The sequence below is a fragment of the Micromonospora sp. WMMC273 genome (genome assembly GCF_027460285.1).
In the GTDB taxonomy this organism is placed as follows: Bacteria; Actinomycetota; Actinomycetes; order Mycobacteriales; family Micromonosporaceae; genus Micromonospora; species Micromonospora aurantiaca.
In genome coordinates this window covers 815,273-832,660 of sequence record NZ_JAPZBE010000001.1, presented here as the reverse complement: position 1 = coordinate 832,660, position 17,388 = coordinate 815,273, and the positions used below count along the sequence as shown (strand labels likewise).

General features: G+C 73.3%; 19 protein-coding genes and 1 tRNA gene. 13 read left to right on the top strand and 7 right to left on the bottom strand.

Annotation, left to right across the window (positions count from 1 at the left end; translation table 11 throughout):
• Positions 1–2: 2 nt before the first annotated feature.
• Both O7611_RS04105 and O7611_RS04100 read right to left on the bottom strand, forming a co-directional pair.
• Positions 3–440 (bottom strand): PDGLE domain-containing protein, encoded by a 438-nt coding sequence (locus O7611_RS04105; protein WP_194799567.1) that lies wholly within the window; start codon positions 438–440, stop codon positions 3–5.
• Positions 437–1,156 carry an energy-coupling factor ABC transporter permease gene (locus tag O7611_RS04100; protein ID WP_030270233.1) on the bottom strand — a complete coding sequence of 240 codons (720 nt, stop codon included), beginning with the start codon at positions 1,154–1,156 and terminating at the stop codon, positions 437–439. The genes O7611_RS04105 and O7611_RS04100 overlap by 4 nt, the downstream gene beginning before the upstream one ends.
• 123 nt (positions 1,157–1,279) lie before the next feature.
• Between O7611_RS04100 and bcp the strand changes: the two genes are divergently transcribed.
• The 3 genes from bcp (at position 1,280) to O7611_RS04085 (ending at position 2,493) form a co-directional block, all read left to right on the top strand.
• Positions 1,280–1,750 carry a thioredoxin-dependent thiol peroxidase gene (bcp, locus tag O7611_RS04095; RefSeq protein WP_194799566.1) on the top strand — a complete coding sequence of 157 codons (471 nt, stop codon included), beginning with the start codon at positions 1,280–1,282 and terminating at the stop codon, positions 1,748–1,750.
• Positions 1,751–1,815: 65 nt separating this feature from the next.
• Positions 1,816–1,901, top strand: a tRNA-Leu gene (locus tag O7611_RS04090).
• Between the two features lie 64 nt (positions 1,902–1,965).
• Complete coding sequence (locus O7611_RS04085; protein ID WP_269696239.1) at positions 1,966–2,493, top strand: GNAT family N-acetyltransferase; 528 nt, start codon at positions 1,966–1,968, stop codon at positions 2,491–2,493.
• Positions 2,494–2,619: 126 nt separating this feature from the next.
• Here O7611_RS04085 and O7611_RS04080 read toward each other — a convergent pair whose 3' ends face one another.
• A complete protein-coding gene (locus O7611_RS04080; protein ID WP_269696238.1) occupies positions 2,620–3,660 on the bottom strand; it encodes an expansin EXLX1 family cellulose-binding protein in 1,041 nt (346 codons plus the stop codon).
• Positions 3,661–3,714: 54 nt separating this feature from the next.
• On the bottom strand, positions 3,715–4,014 hold the full coding sequence (locus O7611_RS04075) for a hypothetical protein (protein ID WP_269696237.1): 300 nt from the start codon (positions 4,012–4,014) through the stop codon (positions 3,715–3,717).
• 165 nt (positions 4,015–4,179) lie between these two features.
• Here O7611_RS04075 and O7611_RS04070 point away from each other — a divergent pair, with 165 nt between their 5' ends.
• Positions 4,180–5,247: an LCP family protein gene (locus tag O7611_RS04070; RefSeq protein WP_228531614.1), complete on the top strand. Its 1,068-nt coding sequence runs from the start codon at positions 4,180–4,182 to the stop codon at positions 5,245–5,247.
• A gap of 109 nt (positions 5,248–5,356) precedes the next feature.
• A complete protein-coding gene (locus O7611_RS04065; protein WP_269696236.1) occupies positions 5,357–6,811 on the top strand; it encodes a sugar transferase in 1,455 nt (484 codons plus the stop codon).
• Here O7611_RS04065 and rfbD read toward each other — a convergent pair.
• Together rfbD and rfbB are read right to left on the bottom strand one after the other, a co-directional pair.
• Positions 6,780–7,658, bottom strand: a complete 879-nt coding sequence (gene rfbD, locus O7611_RS04060; protein WP_269696235.1) for a dTDP-4-dehydrorhamnose reductase — start codon at positions 7,656–7,658, stop codon at positions 6,780–6,782. The two genes, O7611_RS04065 and rfbD, sit on opposite strands and share 32 nt — an antisense overlap.
• Complete coding sequence (gene rfbB, locus O7611_RS04055) at positions 7,655–8,656, bottom strand: dTDP-glucose 4,6-dehydratase (protein ID WP_269696234.1); 1,002 nt, start codon at positions 8,654–8,656, stop codon at positions 7,655–7,657. The genes rfbD and rfbB overlap by 4 nt, the downstream gene beginning before the upstream one ends.
• Before the next feature lie 86 nt (positions 8,657–8,742).
• Between rfbB and rfbA the strand changes: the two genes are divergently transcribed.
• Positions 8,743–9,630, top strand: a complete 888-nt coding sequence (gene rfbA, locus O7611_RS04050) for a glucose-1-phosphate thymidylyltransferase RfbA (RefSeq protein WP_194799559.1) — start codon at positions 8,743–8,745, stop codon at positions 9,628–9,630.
• Positions 9,627–10,235, top strand: coding sequence for a dTDP-4-dehydrorhamnose 3,5-epimerase (gene rfbC, locus O7611_RS04045; RefSeq protein WP_194799558.1), 609 nt, complete (start codon positions 9,627–9,629; stop codon positions 10,233–10,235). Before rfbA ends, rfbC begins: the two co-directional genes overlap by 4 nt.
• Here rfbC and O7611_RS04040 read toward each other — a convergent pair.
• On the bottom strand, positions 10,181–10,942 hold the full coding sequence (locus O7611_RS04040; protein WP_269696233.1) for a YveK family protein: 762 nt from the start codon (positions 10,940–10,942) through the stop codon (positions 10,181–10,183). The genes rfbC and O7611_RS04040 overlap by 55 nt on opposite strands.
• Positions 10,943–11,116: 174 nt before the next feature.
• Here O7611_RS04040 and O7611_RS04035 point away from each other — a divergent pair, with 174 nt between their 5' ends.
• From O7611_RS04035 to O7611_RS04010, 6 genes are read left to right on the top strand one after another with little or no spacing between them, the layout of a single operon-like run.
• The gene (locus tag O7611_RS04035) at positions 11,117–12,313 is read left to right on the top strand and encodes a lipopolysaccharide biosynthesis protein (RefSeq protein ID WP_269696232.1); all 1,197 of its coding nucleotides are present in this window, start codon (positions 11,117–11,119) and stop codon (positions 12,311–12,313) included.
• A 2-nt stretch (positions 12,314–12,315) separates the two neighbouring features.
• Positions 12,316–13,167, top strand: a complete 852-nt coding sequence (locus tag O7611_RS04030; RefSeq protein ID WP_194799555.1) for a glycosyltransferase — start codon at positions 12,316–12,318, stop codon at positions 13,165–13,167.
• The gene (locus tag O7611_RS04025; protein WP_194799554.1) at positions 13,164–14,258 is read left to right on the top strand and encodes a glycosyltransferase family 4 protein; all 1,095 of its coding nucleotides are present in this window, start codon (positions 13,164–13,166) and stop codon (positions 14,256–14,258) included. Before O7611_RS04030 ends, O7611_RS04025 begins: the two co-directional genes overlap by 4 nt.
• Positions 14,245–15,579, top strand: coding sequence for a hypothetical protein (locus O7611_RS04020; RefSeq protein ID WP_269696231.1), 1,335 nt, complete (start codon positions 14,245–14,247; stop codon positions 15,577–15,579). Before O7611_RS04025 ends, O7611_RS04020 begins: the two co-directional genes overlap by 14 nt.
• Positions 15,576–16,493 carry a glycosyltransferase family 2 protein gene (locus tag O7611_RS04015; RefSeq protein WP_269696230.1) on the top strand — a complete coding sequence of 306 codons (918 nt, stop codon included), beginning with the start codon at positions 15,576–15,578 and terminating at the stop codon, positions 16,491–16,493. Before O7611_RS04020 ends, O7611_RS04015 begins: the two co-directional genes overlap by 4 nt.
• Positions 16,493–17,368, top strand: a complete 876-nt coding sequence (locus tag O7611_RS04010) for a glycosyltransferase family 2 protein (protein ID WP_269696229.1) — start codon at positions 16,493–16,495, stop codon at positions 17,366–17,368. Before O7611_RS04015 ends, O7611_RS04010 begins: the two co-directional genes overlap by 1 nt.
• Positions 17,369–17,388: the final 20 nt, after the last annotated feature.

Genomic DNA, 17,388 nt, shown 5'->3' with positions numbered 1-17,388 from the left:
GGTCAGCGGGTGCCGGTGGACGGGGTCGCTGCGTCGTCCGCCGGGTCGGTGCTCGCGGTGGTCGTGTCACGCGCCCCGGGGCCGGCGGACGTGACGGGCGTGGCGGGGCCGCGGCGGCGGGCCAGCCAGAACAGGCCGCCGCCGAGCGCGAAGGTGAGCAGCACGCCGAGTACGCCGGACAGGCCGGTGGAGAGGAAGTCGTTGCCGATGCCGCGGACGCCGTAGTCGGCCAGCGGGCTGTCCGCCAACTCGTGGTCCTTGGCCTGCTGGGCCGGGCAGCTACCGCCGGTGATCTCGTCGTCGGCGTTGACGGTGCAGCCCTTGAGCAGCGACGAGTCGAGGCCGTCCGGGTGCGAGGAGGCGTAGTTGCTGACCACGCCGGCCAGCAGCAGGGCCACCAGCAGGCCGCCGAGCAGGAACGGCCAGTGACGCTTGCTCATCGGGCACCTCCGGCGACCGGGACGGCGGGAGCCGGCGTGGCCGGCTTGAGGGCGCGCAGCGCGTACACCAGGTCGGGCCGGACCTTCGCGACGGTGACCACCGTGGTCGCGGTGATCAGGCCCTCGCCGATGCCGATGAGCAGGTGGGCGAAGGCCATGGTGCCGGCCAGGCCGGTGAGGTTGCCGCCGAGGTCGGTGGTGCCGCCCAGCCAGTACTGCAGGACGAAGCCCTGGGACGCGACCACCACGCTGACCAGCGCGGACACGAAGGCGGTGACCGCCAGCCCGGCCGGGGTACGCGGCAGCACGCGCAGCAGGAGCGCGATCAGCAGGTACGCGGCGGCGGTGCCGAGCAGCGCCATGTTGGTGATGTTGAGGCCGAGCATCGCCACCCCGCCGTCACCGAAGACCAGCGCCTGCACGATGAGCACCACGGCGACGCAGAGCGCGCCGACCCAGGGGCCGACGAGCAGCGCGGCCAGCGCGCCGCCGAGCAGGTGACCGCTGACCCCGGCGGTGAAGATCGGGAAGTTGAGCATCTGCACGGCGAAGATGAACGCCGCCACCAGCCCGGCCATCGGAGCCAGCCGGTCGTCGAGGTCGGCTCGGCCCCGCAGCACGCAGAAGGCGAGCGCGGCGAGGGCGAGAGCCGCGAAGATCGCGGCGACCGGACCGTTGATGATCCCGTTGGAGATGTGCATCGCCAGGGTGTCCACGCGCTCAGCGTATTTCCAGGAAGGCACTGTTGCCAATATCTGGCAACAACCTCATGATGGCCGTCACCGCGCCCGCGCGTCGCCGCCCGCCGGCCGCACCGGCCCGGAGGTATCGTCACCGCCATGACCGACCGCCTCGAGCCCGGCGACCCCGCCCCCGACTTCACTCTCCCCACCGACGACGGCGGCACGCTGTCCCTGTCCGGCCTGCGCGGCCGCAAGGTCATCCTGTACGCGTACCCGGCCGCCATGACGCCCGGCTGCACGAAGCAGGCGTGTGACTTCCGGGACTCGCTCGCCTCCCTCCAAGCCGCCGGCTACGAGGTGGTGGGCATCTCGCCGGACAAGCCGGCGAAGCTCGCCAAGTTCCGCGACCGGGACGCCATCACGTTCCCGCTGGTCTCCGACGAGGACAAGGCGGTGCTGACGGCGTATGGCGCCTTCGGCGAGAAGCAGATGTACGGCCGCACCGTCACCGGCGTGATCCGCTCGACGTTCGTGGTGGACGAGGACGGCAAGATCGAGCAGGCGTTCTACAACGTGCGGGCCACCGGTCACGTCGCCAAGCTGCGCCGGGACCTCGGCCTCGACTGAGGTCGTTCCGGTCACGGCCCGGAGTACACACGCCTGCGGCACGACGCTCTAAACTCAGCGGGTCGGCGGGAGTGGCGGAACGGCAGACGCGCAGGCCTTAGGAGCCTGTGTCCGAGAGGACGTGGGGGTTCGAAACCCCCCTCCCGCACCATCAACTGTGTCACCCGCGTCACGAACGCGGGTCCGGGCCGCGTCGTCACGCGCAGGATGGCGTCGTGGACCTGCGCTTCGTACTCGACCCCGACCCGACTCCCGAATTGCGCGAGCAGATCATCGCGCTCTGGGTGGACGTGACGAACGCCGGCGGCGCCGTCGGCTTCGTCGCCCCGGTGACGGCCGACGACGTACGCCCGCTCGCCACCTCCACGCTCGACGAGGTGGCGGACGGGCCGGACCGGCTGCTCGCCGGCTACGAGGGCGAGAAGCTGGTCGCGGTGCTGGTCATCGCCGACAACCGGTTCTACCTCAAGACGCACTGGCGGGTGCTCAAGCGCGTCATGGTGCACCCGGACACGCAGGGACGCGGCCACGGCGCGGCGCTGATGCGCGAGGCCGAGCGGATCGCCCGCGGCCTCGGGCTGGCGGCGCTGCACGTGACGGTCCGCGACGGCCTCGGGCTGGACCGCTTCTACAAGCGCCTCGGCTACCGCGAGATCGGCCGCCTCCCCGCCGCGCTGCGCCTGTCCCCCACCGACGCCCGCGACGAGATCCTCATGTGGCTGGACCTCCCCACCTCCCCCTGACCCCGTCCCGTCCTCGCCCGCCCTGCCCCGCCGATCTTGCACTTTCCGCCTCCGCAAAAGCCGCATCCCGGGGTAGATCGAGGGCCGCAAGTGCAAGATCGGCGAGCTGAGCGGGCGGGCGCGGGGTCAGGAGCAGGGGGCCTGGGTGGGAGGGGTGGCGGCTGCCTGCACCAGGGGTTCCGTGAGGGCCGGGGTGAGGGTGGGCGACGGCGTGAGGGAGGCCGGAGGACTGGAGGTCTGCGTCCTGGGGGTGGGGGTCGGCTTCTTCGGGGTGGGTCCGGGGGTGGCGGGATCGGCGCCGTACATGCGGGTCCTGCTGCGTTGCACCTGGCCGGGGAGCATCCGGACGCCGGTGGCCATAACGCGGTGGCCGTACACGTCGGTGACCCGGATCTCGTACGGCCCGGGACCGGCTCCGGACGGGATCAGCCAGTAGTTGTAGTCCTGCCGCTGCGCCGCCCGCCACGAACCGTTCTGCCGCACCTCGACCGAGCGCAGCGGGTTGCCGTGGTCACCGACCAGGACGGCGAACCACCACTGCGACGAGCCCTCCTTCATGCGGAAGGTGAGCGGGCCGGGCAGCCTCGGGTTCACCACCGCGCGATAGCTGACCTTCACCACTCCCTGCACCGGGTCGGCGATCCGGGCGAACGCCTCGGCGGACAGGTCGAGGTGACCTGGTGCGCACTCCGGGCACTGGTCCATCACGAGCACCCGGACGGTGCCGCGTGGGCCGGTGACGTCGAGGAAGCCGCCGCAGGAGGCGCCGGAGGCGTACTCGCTCGGGCCGAGCGCGACGTACAACCGGTCGGCGGGCGCGGCGGGCCGGGAGCAGTTGCCGCCGGAGCCCTCGGAGTCGTAGAAGGTGGCCTTGCCGCTGTGCGTCACGCCGCCGACGGGCGGGGCGGCAGCCGCCGCCAGGGCAGCGCCGAGCGGCAGAACGGCGGGCGGAGGAGCGGCCACGGCAGCGCGCCCAGCCGGGGCGGCGCAGGCGGGGGCGGCACCGCCGCGTACCGCGAGGGTCACCGCGACCGCGGCGGCGACGGTGACCAGCCCGGCGGCGGCCAGGCGGCGACGGCGTCCGGCGGTGCGGCGCCGGTCGTCCGGGGTGACGGGTCCGGGCGCGGCGCCGGTGGTCGGCGGGTGGGGTGCGGTGCCGTCGGTCACGCCGGTCGATGCTGCCGGACCGGCGTGCCGTGGGACAAGCGAGCTAAGCGAAAGCTAAACCGGGCGCAGCGTACGGGCGGTGGAGACGACACCGGACAGCCCGCCGGCCAGGTCGGGGCGCTGCCGCAGCGAGTCCTCCAGGCGGACGCGCCACACGCCGGTCTCGACCGGCAGCCGGGCGTCGCCGGCCCGGCGGACCCGGTCCCGGCTCTCGTCGAGGGCCACCGCCGCCGCGGGGCCCATCAGGGCACCGAGTTCGCCGCGGAGCCAGCCGAACAGCTGCTCGTCGTGGATCGCCCCGCCGATGACCCGGGCGGCGTCCCACGCCACCCGCGGTTGGTGGATGACCTGCATCTCGACTCCTCGGTCGATGTGGCATTCCTCACCATCATCGATCCGATGGCCGTCCGGCGGCAAGGCCCGGAACCGGCCACCTCACCGCGACGGTCCCACGCCGCCGGGGCGTCACCGTCCGGGCGCGGGGCCACACGGTACGACGTGACTCAGTAGCATCGCGGCATGTCAGATCGCCACCAGCTCACCGATTCCGACAGTCGTGCGCAGGGCTCCGATGTGGAGCCGGGCGGGCCGGTGGAGGAGAAGGCGCCCCGGCGCCGCCGGGGGCGGCGGATCGCCCTGATCGTGCTGCTCGTGGTGGTGCTGCTGAGCGGCGGCACCGCAGTGGCCGGCGGCCTCTACTACCGCTCGGTCGACAAGTCGATCGAGCGGGTCGACGCCTTCGAGGGCGTCCCGGAGGAGTCGCGGCCGCAGGTCGAGGCCAAGGGTGCGATGAACATCATGATCCTGGGCAGCGACTCCCGCGACCCGGAGAGCACCGGCGGCTCGCGCAGCGACACGATCATCCTGGCCCACCTGCCGAAGGACCGGTCGAGCGCCCAGCTCATCTCGATCCCCCGCGACACCTGGACGGCCGTCCCGAAGTCGAAGGAGGGCCGCGGCGGTCGTGACGCGAAGATCAATGCCGCGTACGCCTGGGGCGGTGTGCCGCTGATGGTGCAGACGGTGGAGAAGTTCAGCGGCGTACGGGTGGACAACGTGGCGATGGTCGACTTCGCCGGCTTCAAGGAGATCATCGACGCGCTCGGCGGTGTCGAGATCGACGTGGAGAAGGGCTTCACCACGAAGTACTCACTGATCGGCACGCGGACCTTCGAGAAGGGCCGGCAAACGATGGACGGGGCCGCCGCGCTGGACTACGCGCGGGAGCGGCACGCCTTCCCGGACGGCGACTTCGCGCGTATCCGGCACCAGCAGCAGGTGATCAAGGCGATCCTGGACAAGGCCGCCTCGGGCGGTGTGCTGACCAACCCGGCCAAGCTGAACTCGTTCGTCCGCGCCACGTCCGACTCGGTGGCCGTCGACAAGTCACTGTCGCTGGTGGACCTCGCAATGGAGATGCGGGGCCTGCGCGGCGGCAACCTGACGTTCTTCACCTGCCCGGTCAAGGGCACCGGCCGGGTCGGCAGCGAGAGCGTCGTGTTCCCCGATCCGGCGCGCTCGAAGACGCTGTTCGACGCGGTGCGCCGCGACTCGGTCCCCGAGATCCTCGCCATCAGCGGAAAGTAGGACGTCGATCTGCCATGCCGGTGCTGGCGGCGGGGCGGGGTCGCTCGTATCCTGCGATCGCCGTCGGTCTCTGTATCCGGGCCGGCGGCGTCACGGGGGAGGATCGACCATGCCACGCCTGCCGGCGTTCGAGCATCCGTCTGCGCCGCCGTCCGGTGTGGCCATGAACACGCCGATGGACAGCGGCATGGACACGACCACTGTGCTGCCGTACGCGGGGTCGCGGGCGTCGACGCGTACCCGTCGGTTGCGGGCCTGGATGGTGACCGCGCCCATCGACGTCGCGGCGCTGCTCACGCCGCTGCTGCTGACTCAGGACTACTGGCGTGGCACGTTGTTCAACGCCGCGCTCACAGTGGGCCTGTTCGCCGCGGGCGGGCTCTACCGGCCGCGGCGGCACATCAGCATCCTGGACGAGCTGCCGAGCCTCGGCGGCCGGCTGCTGGCCTCCGGCGCGGTGGGTGCCATCATCGCGGCGCTGCGGCACGACTCGGTGCCGCACGTCAGCGGGTTCATGCGCGGCGTCGCGCTCTCCGCCGGCCTGGTGATCGTCGGACGGGCGCTGAACAGCCGGCTCATCCTGCTGGCCCGCAAGCGGCGGTGGGTGGAGCACAACGCGATAGTGATCGGCGGCGGGCCGATCGGCGGTGAGCTGGCCCGGCTGCTGCGCCGATACCCGCAGTACGGGCTGCGGTTCGTCGGCGCTGTCGACGCCCCGTCACGGCCGCGGATCGGCGCGTTGCCGCTCATCGGCACGATCGACGACCTGGAGAAACTCGCCGACATGCTGGAGTGCGAGGTCCTCGTCATCGCGGACCCGGACTGCTCCGAGGCCGACCTGATGGAGGCGCTGCTGCGTCCGGCCAGTTCCCGCTGTGACCTGTGGGCGGTGCCGCGCCTGTGGGGGTCGCGGTCGCAGGGCGGCTACCCCGACCACATCGGCGCCATCCCGATCATCAAGATCGGCGACACCACGCTCACCGGGCCCCGGTGGCGGCTCAAGCGCGCCTCCGACGTGGTGTTCGCGGTGACCGCCCTGCTGGCGCTGAGCCCGCTGCTGCTGCTCTGCGCCGCCGCCACGTTCCTCGACGGCGGCCGGGGCGTGTTCTTCCGTCAGGAGCGCATCGGCCGGTACGGCAAGCCGTTCCACGTGATCAAGTTCCGGTCGATGCGCCCGGCCGACGAGCACGAGTCGCAGACCACCTGGTCGATCGCGCACGACGAGCGGGTCGGGCCGATCGGGCGGTTCATGCGGCGGACCTCACTGGACGAGCTGCCGCAGCTGTGGAACATCCTGCGCGGCGAGATGAGCGTGGTGGGGCCCCGGCCGGAGCGGCCGTACTTCGTGGAGAAGTTCTCCATGGAATACCCGAGGTACGCGATGCGGCACCGCGTACCGGTCGGGCTCACCGGGCTGGCGCAGGTCAGCGGTCTGCGCGGGGACACGCCGATCTCGGACCGGGCGCGGTTCGACAACTACTACGTCGAGAACTGGTCGCTCTGGCTCGACATCAAGATCGTGCTGCGTACCGTCACCGAGGTGTTCCGGGGCGGAGGGCGCTGAGCGCCTCGGCCAGGTCCGCGTGCCACTCCCCCGGCGGCGGCAGCTTCGCGGCGGCCCACCGGCCGTGCGCCAGCACGCTGAAGCGGGGGCGCGGCGCCGGGCGCGGGAAGCTGTCGCTCGTCGTCGGCCGGACCCGGTCCGGGTCGAGACCACGCAGGGCGAAGACGGCGCGGGCCAGGCCGTACCAGGTGGTCTCGCCGGCGGCGGTGCCGTGGTACGTCCCGGGTGCCGCGTCGCCGGCGAGCGCCGCGTCGGCGAGCGCCACGAGACGCTCCGCGAGCCGGTACGACCAGGTGGGCTGTCCGCGCTGGTCGTCCACCACGTCGAGCCGGTCGCGTTCGGCCGCCAGCCGCAACATCGTGGTGACGAAGTTGCGCCCGTGGGTGGCGTAGAGCCAGGCGGTGCGCACCACGTACCCGGTCTCGGGCAGCAGCCGGGCCACCGCCCGCTCCCCGGCGAGCTTGCTGCGCCCGTACGCGTTGACCGGGCCGGTCGGGGCGTCCTCCGGGTACGGCTCGGTGGCGTCCCCGGCGAACACGTAGTCGGTGGAGACGTGCACGAGACGCGCGCCGGACACGGCACAGGCGCCGGCCAGCGCGGCCACCGCGTCGCCGTTCACGGCGGTGGCGTCCCGCTCGCGCGTCTCGGCGCCGTCCACGTCGGTCCACGCGGCCGCGTTGAACACCACGTCGTGGCCGCCCACCGCGTCCCGGACCGCGTGTGTGTCGGTGACGTCGAGGTCGGCGCGGCCGGCGGCGGTGACGGACAGGTCCGGCCGGGTCCGCAGCACGGCGAGCAGGTCCCGCCCGAGCATCCCGCCCGCGCCGGTGACCAGGATCCGGGTCATTCGGGGCCGGCCGTCCTCAGCGGCTCCCACCAGGCCCGGTTGTCCCGGTACCAGCTGATCGTCTCGGCCAGGCCCCGGTCGAGGTCGATGCTCGGGGCGTACCCCAGCTCGCTGCTGATCTTGCTGATGTCCAGCGAGTACCGGCGGTCGTGGCCCTTGCGGTCGGTGACCGGCACGACCCGGTCCCAGCCGGCCCCGCACGCCGCCAGGAGCCGCTCGGTGAGCTGCCGGTTGGTCAGCTCGGTGCCGCCGCCGATGTGGTAGACCTCGCCGGCCCGCCCCTTCTCCTGCACCATCGCCACGCCCCGGCAGTGGTCGTGCACGTGCAGCCAGTCCCGGACGTTGCCGCCGTCGCCGTAGAGCGGCACGGTGCCGCCGTCGAGCAGGTTGGTCACGAACAGCGGGACGACCTTCTCCGGGAACTGGTACGGCCCGTAGTTGTTGGAGCAGCGGGTCACCACGACGTCCAGGCCGTGGGTGCGGTGGTAGGACAGCGCCAGCAGGTCCGACCCCGCCTTCGACGCGGAGTACGGCGAGTTCGGCGCCAGCGGCCAGTCCTCCGTCCACGAGCCGGAGTCGATCGAGCCGTACACCTCGTCGGTGGAGACGTGCACGAACCGGCGGACGCCGTGCCGCAGCGCGGCGTCCAGCAGCGTCTGGGTGCCGAGCACGTTCGTGGTGACGAACGGTGCCGCGCCGGTGATCGAACGGTCCACGTGCGACTCGGCGGCGAAGTGGACGATCACGTCGTGGCCCGGCACCACCTCGTCGACAAGCGCCGGATCGCAGATGTCACCGTGGACGAAGCGCAGCCGGGGATCGTCGCGTACCGGTGCCAGGTTCGCCAGGTTGCCGGAGTAGGTGAGCTTGTCCAGCACGGTGAGCGCGGCCGGGCCCTCGACCGGCACCCCGGCCGCGTCGCCGCCGGGTACGCCCAGCAGCATCCGCACGTACTCCGACCCGATGAAGCCGGCGCCGCCGGTGACGAGGATCCTCACGGGTCGTGGAGTCTACGCCGTAGCGGCAGCCCGGGCGGGACGTCGACGGGCCACGGGGGCGGCGGCGTCGCGGGTAGTCTCCGCGGGTGCGCGGAATCCTTCTCGCCGGTGGCACCGGATCCCGGCTCTGGCCGATCACCCGGGCCGTCTCGAAGCAACTGATGCCGGTGTTCGACAAGCCGATGGTCTACTACCCGCTCTCCACTCTGGTGATGGCCGGGGTGCGGGAGATCCTGGTGGTGACCACACCGGAGGACCGCGCCCAGTTCGAACGGCTGCTCGGCGACGGCAGCCAGTGGGGGCTGCGCCTGACGTACACCGAGCAGCCCCGCCCGGAGGGCATCGCGCAGGCGTTCCTGCTCGGCGCCGACTTCGTCGGCGAGGAGTCGGTGGCGCTGATCCTCGGCGACAACATCTTCCACGGCGTCGGGCTCGGCCGGCAGCTCGCGCAGCACGGCGAACCGGCCGGCGGGCGGGTCTTCGCGTATCCGGTGGCGAATCCGCAGGACTACGGCGTGGTCGAGTTCGACGACGCCGGCCGGGTGCTGTCGATCGAGGAGAAGCCGGCCCGCCCCCGGTCCCGGTACGCGGTGCCGGGCCTCTACTTCTACGACAACCGGGTGGTCGACATCGCCCGCAAGCTGACCCCGAGCCCCCGGGGCGAGCTGGAGATCACCGCGATCAACGAGACGTACCGGGCGTGGGGCGAGCTGACGGTGACAGTGCTCGACCGGGGCACGGCGTGGCTGGACACCGGCACGTTCGCGTCGATGATGCAGGCCGCCGAGTTCGTCCGGGTGATCGAGGAACGCCAGGGCATGAAGATCGGCTGCGTCGAGGAGGTCGTCTGGCGGTCCGGGCTGATCGACGACGAGCGGCTGCGGATGCTGGCCCATCCGCTGACCCGCAGCGGCTACGGCGAGTACCTGCTGGGCCTGCTCGCCGACCGGTCCGGGACGGGGGGCGCATCGTGAAGATCCGTCCGCTGGGCATCGAGGGCGCCTGGGAGGTGACCCCGCGCCTGCACGGCGACCCGCGCGGCCAGTTCCTGGAGTGGTACCGCTTCGATCGGCTCGCCGAGGCGGTCGGGCATCCGCTGCGGCTGGCGCAGGGCAACCTGTCCGTGTCGGCGCGGGACGTGGTGCGCGGCATCCACTTCGCCGACGTACCGCCCGGGCAGGCCAAGTACGTCACCTGCGTACGCGGGGCGGTGCTGGACGTGGTGGTGGACGTGCGGGTCGGCTCGCCGACGTACGGCCGGTGGGAGGCGGTACGCCTCGACGACACCGACCGGCGGGCCGTCTACCTGGCCGAGGGGCTGGGGCACGGGTTCTGCGCGCTCACCGACGACGCGACGCTCAGCTACCTCTGCTCCGCCACGTACAACCCGGCGGCCGAGCACACGGTGCACCCGCTCGATCCGGACCTCGGGATCGACTGGCCGGCGGCGACGCCGCTGCTGTCCGAGCGGGACGCGTCGGCACCGCGCCTGGCCGAGGCGCGGGCGGCGGGCCTGTTGCCCGGCTACGACGCCTGCCGCTCCTTCACCGAAGCGTTGGACATCCGGCCGTCGCTCTGACCCGGCACACCCGCCGGCTCCGCGACGGCGTCGGCCGGACGGCGGCGCGCCACCGTCGCCCAGAGCGCCCGCACGTCCGCGCTCACCGGAGTGCCGGCCCGGCGGTAGCCGAGCACCAGCGCGATGCCGACCCCGACGGCCAGGCCGCCGAGCGCGCCGCCGAGGGCGTACCACTGCCACCGCACCGGCTCGGGACGCGGTGGCGGCGCGGCGGCCCGGACCACCGCGACGTGGGCCTTGAGCCCGAGTCCGGCGGGCGGCAGGTCACGTTCGGCGATCCGTTGCAGTTCGGCGGCGAGCGCGGCGGCGATCGCCGCGGCCGTGCCGGCGGAGCGGTCGGTGACCGCCACGTCGATCGCCAGCGAGTTGACAGTGGACGATGCGACGACGCGGCCGGCCAGGTCGTCGGTGGTGTACGGCAGTCCGAGCGAGTCGATCACCGGGCGGGTCAGCCGGGGCGTGTTCATCATGGTGGCGTACGTCTTCACCCGCCGCTGCATCAGCCGGCCCGCCTCGTCCGCAGGCGGGCGGGGCTGGGGCTCGGCCGACTTCTCGGCGGCGAACGTGACGAGCATCTGGGTCTCGGCCCGGTAGACCGGCGGCTGGCGTTCGGCGAGGACCCCGGTGCACGCGCCGCACAGCAGCGTCAGCGCCAGCACGATCGGCCACCGCCTGCCGATCGTGTCGCGGAAGTGGGCGAGGTCCACGACGCGTCACCCTACCGGCGGGGTGGAGCCCTGGGCGTACCCGCCCGCCGGGTCCATTGCGCGGCGGCGCTCATGTCGGGTAGAACAGGCCCGCACACATCCGCGCATCTCGGGGGAAGATCGAGTGGATTCCGCGTGGCCGGCTCGTGGCCGGCGCCGGCGCCTGGGCGCCGGGTGTTAGGCCGGCTCCGGCGGATCGTCTCCCCCGAGCGTCTCTATCTGGTCGCCCTGGGCCTGACCGGCCTCGCCGCGCTGGTGTCGGTGACGCTGCCGGCGGCGGAACGCGGCGAACTCGCGGCGAACATGGTCAGCGCCACAGTGGGCGCGGCACTCGGCGGCCTGTCCGTCGACACGTTCCTGCTGTCCCGCCCGGCCGGCTGGATCATGTCGCGCGGTCGCCTGTGGATCGCCGGCATCCTGACCGTGTCACTCGGCCTCACCGCGCTGGCCGCGGCGCTGCTGACCACGCTGGCCGGGCTGGGCAGCCACCCGGTCGGCATCGGGGCGGGTTGCGCGCTCACCGTGTTCAACACTGCTGCCTCGCTCGGCCTGCGCCTGAAGCGGTTCTGGTTCGTCTACACCATGCGGGCGCTCGGCGGTGCGGTGCTGGTGGCCGGGTACGGGCTGCTGTGGCTGGGCCACCGGCTCGACGGTGGCCTGTGGAGCGTCCTCTGGCTGGGCGTGCAGGTCGTCACCGCGACGGTGCTCGGGGTGGCGGTGCTGGGCTGGGCGCGGCGGTTCGGTCCGGTGCCGGCGGCGACGGCCGGGCGTACGGAGTACCGCGCCGACCTGCTCGCGGTGGGCCGGCTGCACGTCGGGGTGTGCGCGCAGATGCTGACGTACCGGCTGAGCCAGGTCCTGGTGGCCCGGTTCGCCGGCGCGGGCGCGCTCGGCGTGTTCGCGCTGGCGGTCGCCGCGCTGGAGTTCGCGCAGTCCGGCGCGGTGGTACGGGCGCAGCGGATCCTGGCCGAACGCGACCCGGACGCGATCGGCGACCACGGCCGCGACGTGGTCAGGTCGGCGCTGCCGATCGCCGCGCTCGCCGTGATCGGTCTGGCGGTGCTCGGCGTGCTGGCGCCCGACTACCACGACGCCTGGATCTTCGGACTGCTCCTGCTGCCCGGCACGCTGGCGTTGTCGGCCGGCAAGACGTGGAGCGCGGCGCTGCTCAAGCGCGCGGGCGAGCGGGCCACCACCGCCGTGGCCCTGGTCACCATGTCGGTGTCGGTGGTGCTGTACGTTCTGCTCATCCCGTGGGCCGGCGCGCTCGGCGCCGCGGTCGCGTCGTCTGTCGCCTACGGCGTCTACGCGTTGCGCACCCGGCAGCGACTCCAGCGGTCCACGCACCTCCTCGTCAATCGGATGGCCTAGCGGTGGACGTCTCAATCGTCGTGTTGACCTGGGAAGACTTCGAGCGCACCGACGGCTGCGTCCGCTCGCTGCCCGAGGGTGTGGAAGCCGTCGTGGTGGACAACGGCAGCGCCGCCGAGATCAGCGACAGGCTGCGGGCGATGTGTGCCGAGACCGGCGCCCGGTACGTGCGTTCGGAGACGAACCTCGGCTACGCCAAGGGCATGAACCTCGGTGTCCGGCACAGCACCCGCTCCCGGGTGGTGCTGTCCAACAACGACATCCTGGTGCGTCCGGGTGCGATCGAGCGGCTGGCGGCCGAACTGGACGACCCGGCTGTGGGCGCGGCGTTCCCGAAGGTGCTCGACGCGACCGGCCATGACCAGACCGCAGCCGGCCGGTTCCTCACAGTGGGCACCGGCGTCGCGCACGCCACCGGGCTCAGCCTGGTGTTCCCGAGGCTGCGGATCGTGGCGCCGCCGGAGCGTGGCGACTGGCTCTCCGGGCCGTTCGTGGCGATCCGGCGGGAGACGCTGGACCGGATCGGCGGGGTGGACGAGTCGTCGTTCTTCTACTCGGAGGACCTGCGGCTGTGCTGGGCGGTGCGGCGGCTCGGGCTGCGCCTGGCGTACCTGCCGGACGCCGTGGTCACGCACGAGGACGACGCGAGCGCGAAGCGCCGGTGGGCGGCGGAGGAGATCTCCCGCCGGCAGACCCGCGAGTTCATCCGGGCCAGCCGTGAGCTGGCCGGATGGCGGGGCACAGTGGCCTGCTCCGCGTACACGCTGGGGGTGCTGGCCCGGGCGGCGGTGGGCGGCGGGGCGGCGCGGCGGGCGATCGCCCGCGGCGCCCTGGAAGGCATGGGCGTCCGATGAGGGTGCTGTTCGTCTGCACCACCGGCGGGTCGGGGCGGCGGCAGCTCGGCGGCGCCGAGCGCTTCCTGATCGAGATGCTTCCGGCGCTCGCGGCCCGCGGCGTCGACGTGCTCGCCGCCACCCCGGACGACGAGGTCGCGGCGGCGTTGCGGGACGCGGGCGTGCCGTGGCGTCCGCTCGGCGCGGCCAAGCGGGTGGACCTGGGGTACGCGCGCGGCATCCGCGCGCTGGTCGAGGAGCTGCGGCCGGACGTGGTGAGCGCACACCTGCTCTCCGCCGCGATGCACGCCCGCGCCGGCCTGGGCGTGCGGGGCCGCCGCACGCCGCTCGTGGTGACGCTGCACAACAGCCTCTGGCAGTACCGCGACGCGGCGGAGACGATGCGCGCCAAGGCCGCCGTGCAGGCCAACATCAGCACCGACCTGATGTTCCGGCGGCTGCGGCCGCACGCGACGGTCGCGGTTTCCGGCTTCGAGGCCCACGAGCTGCGGGTACGCGGGCGGATCCGTGACGTGCGGGTGATCCCGAACCCGCTGCCCGCCATCTGGCCGCAGGTCGGTGACACCGGCGGCCCCGCACCCGACGGCCCGGTCCGGGTCGGCTTCCTCGGCCGGCTGGAACGGGAGAAGGGCGCCGACCTGCTCGGGGACGTCGCCGCCGCGCTGCCGGACGTGGAGTTCCTGGTCGCCGGCGCGGGCACCGTCGCCGTCGGGGAGCGGCCGAACCTGCACCTGGTCGGCCGGGTCGACGCCGCGCCGTTCCTGCAACGACTGCACTGCCTGCTGGTGCCGTCCCGGGTGGAGGCGTTCGGGCGCAGCGCGCTGGAGGCGATGTCGCTGGGTGTGCCGGTGGTGCACTCGGGCGCGGGCGGCCTGACCGAGGTGACGGCCGCCGGTGACGGCGTGCTCGCGTACCGGGCGGACCTGACGCCGCAGGCGCTCGCCGCCGCCGTGCGGACGGCCACCGACCCGGCCGCGTGGGACGAGCGGCGGCGCGAGCTGGCCCGGCAGTACGCGGCCCGGCACTCGTTCGACGGATGCCTGGACAGCTGGCACGACCTGTACCGGACGGTCGCCCGTGACAGCCGCTGAGCGACGCCTCTGGTCGGTCGGGATCCCGTTCGCGCTGGGCGCGGCCCTGCTGCTGGCCATACTCGACACCGGGATCGCCGTCGCGCTCGCGCTGGCGGTGGGCACGCTGTTCGCCGCGCGCCAGCGGATGTGGGCGCTCGCCGCCTGCGCCGCCGTCTGGACCGCCGCGCTGCTCGCCGTGCGGGTGCTGCCCGGCCCGTACGACTCCTGGGCCGGTCGCGGCGTGCTGCCGGTGCTCGCCGGGTACGTGACCGTCTTCCTGCTGGCCTGGGCGGCCGGCCGGCGGCTGATCGACAGGCGGGACGAGGACGGCGACCGGTCCCGTCCGGCGCTGTCCTGGCCGTCCGAGCGGCGCCTGCTGACGTACCTGTTCGTGCTGCTCGGCATCGCTGTGGTGACTGCGGCGATCCGGTTCCGGGGAACGGTGCCGCCGCTGCTCGCCGACAACCCGGACGCCGCCCGGCAGGTGCTGCGCGAGCAGTCCAACCTGGTCATCGGGCTGCTGTCCGAGGCGTGGACGCTCGGCATGGCCGTCTCGCTGCTGCGCGCGTTGTCCGCGCGCGGCCGGGCGCTGCCCGTCTACTACGCGCTCACCGCTGTCTTCACCGTCGGCGCGGCGCTCGGCGCGAGCAAGAACTCGGTTCTGGTGGGTATCGCGCCCGCGCTGATCGCGGCGCTGTCGGTCCGGCGTACCCGGGGGCGGGCCGCGTCGTTCCTGGCCGCGCGGACACCTGTGGTGCTGCTGATCGGCGCGCTGGCGCTCGGCGCGGCGGTGTTCCTCGGCGGGCAGCGCACCATGGCCGGCACCGGCGCGTTCGAGACCGAGTTCCGGGCCCGCTACGGCAGCAACGCGCTCACCAGCAGCGCCGGGTCGCTGGACCTGTCGCTGAGTTCGTCCACCGAGACGTTCGGGCGGGTGTGGTCGCAGCGGGAGCACCTGGAACCCCGGTACGGCACGTACTCGCTGACGTTCCTCGGCTCCCGGGTCGAGCCGATCGTCGGCAAGGCGGACCTGTACGGGCTGACGTCCCAGCTCAGCCAGCCGTACCTGATGAACACCGCGACGTTCGTGGCCATCCCACTGCTCGACTACGGCCCGCTGGGCGCGGTGTTCTTCCTGGCCGCGCTGGGGCTGGCGGTGGGCGCTACCGAGCGGTGGTTCGAGTTCTCCCGCGCGCCGGCCGGACAGCTGGCGCGGGCGTTCGTCGTCTACTTCGCGCTGTTCGGCGTCTACGAGCTGTATCCGCTGATCTATCCGACCTGGCTGAGCCTCGTGCCCGGCCTCTGGGTGCTGCACCGGCTGGGCAGGAGCACGGCATGACGTTCGACGGGCTCACCGTGGTCACCGTCCTCTACCGGTCCGCCGGCATGCTCGCCGAGACGTTGCCGACCTGGATCCGCAGCGCCGGTGACCTGCCGGTCCGATTCGTCTTCGCGGACAACTGGCCCGCCGACGGGTGCGCCGAGGTGATCGCCGGGAACCTGGCCGCCGACCGGTACGCGTACCTGCCCGACTCCACCAACCCGGGTTTCGCGGCCGGCTGCAACCGGGCGGCGGCGACTGTCACCACGAGCCACCTGCTGCTGCTGAACCCGGACGTGTGGCTGCCGGACGACGCACTGGCCCGGATCTGCGCCGCCGTCGCCGCCGACCCGGCCGCCCCGCTCGCTGTCGGCCTCGCCATGCACGGCGGCGAGTACGTGGGCATCGACCTGAACCCGGTGTCGCTGTTCATCGACAGGCGGTCCACCGCCGGCCGTGCCCCGCTCGGCCCGTCCGGCGGCGCGGCGGTCTTCCCGGCCGCGCTGTACCGGCGGTTCGGCGGCTTCGACGAGCACCTGTTCGCCTGGGGCGAGGACGCCGACCTGGCGTTCCGGCTCTACGCCTCCGGGCTGCGCACGCGCGCGCTGGACGTGGTGCTGCCGCACGCGGGCGGGCACAGCGTGGACGGCGACACCCGGTTGCAGGGGTTCCGAGCGTTCCTGCTGGCTCGCAACCGGCTGCTGGTCGCGTCCCGCACGTTCACCTGGCCGCTGCTGCTCGTGGCGGTGCCGGTGCTGGCGCTCGCGCACCTCGCGCTGGCCGCCCGGCGGGTCCGGCAGGGCCTGCTGCGCCCGTTCCTGCGCGGCGTCGGACGCGGGCTGGCCGAGGGGCCGGCGGCTCGCCGCCGCTGGACCGGGCGGCGGTTCGGGTTCGCGTCGCTGCTCGGCTACCTGACCGCTCGGAGGGCGTGATGACGGCACAGCCGTGGACCGTGGTGACAGTCACCTACCACTCGGCGGACACGCTGCGCCGCTGCTGGCGCGGCCCGAAGCCGTACGAGTGGCTGGTCGTCGACAACGCCTCGACCGACGACTCCGCGGCGGTCGCCGAGGAGCTGGGCGCGCGGGTGATCCGGCTGCCGGAGAACGTCGGCTTCTCCCGGGCCAACAACGTCGCGTTGCGCCAGGCGACCGGCCGGTACGTGCTGTTCGCCAACCCCGACCTGGAGGTGCGCCCGGGCGGACTGGACGCGCTGGCCCGGCACCTGGACACGCACGGCGGACTGGTCGCGCCGCAACTGCTCGGCACCGACGGCACGCCGCAGGCGAACGGGCGTGGTTTCCCGTACGCGACGGCGAAACTCGGCAACCGGAAGGTGTGGCCGCTGTCCCGGCTGCACGCCTCGTATCGGCTGGTGGCCGCGCCCGGCGAGACGCGCCACGTGGCCTGGGTGATGGGCGCGGCGGTGGCCGGGCGAACCGCCGACGTCACCGAGCTGGGCGGGTGGAACGAGCGGTTCTTCCTCTACTACGAGGACCACGAGCTGGGGCTGCGCGCCTGGCGGCACGGGATGCCGGTGGCGGTGCTCGGTGACGTGCGGTGGACCCACCACTGGGCCCGCGCAACCAACTCGGTGCGCTGGTCCCACGCGCACACGCTGGAACTGCGCAGCGCCCGGACGTTCTTCGGGCTGTACCCGGAGTTCCTGGTCGGCCTGCCGCGCCCCACACGCCGGCACCGCCGGGCCGCCGGGCTGGTCGGCACGGCGGTACCGTCGGTCGCATCCACTCGGGACGTGACGTCCACTCCGGACCCGATGTCCGCGCCGGACCGCGTCGGGGAGTGATCGGAGCCGGTCGCGGGGCC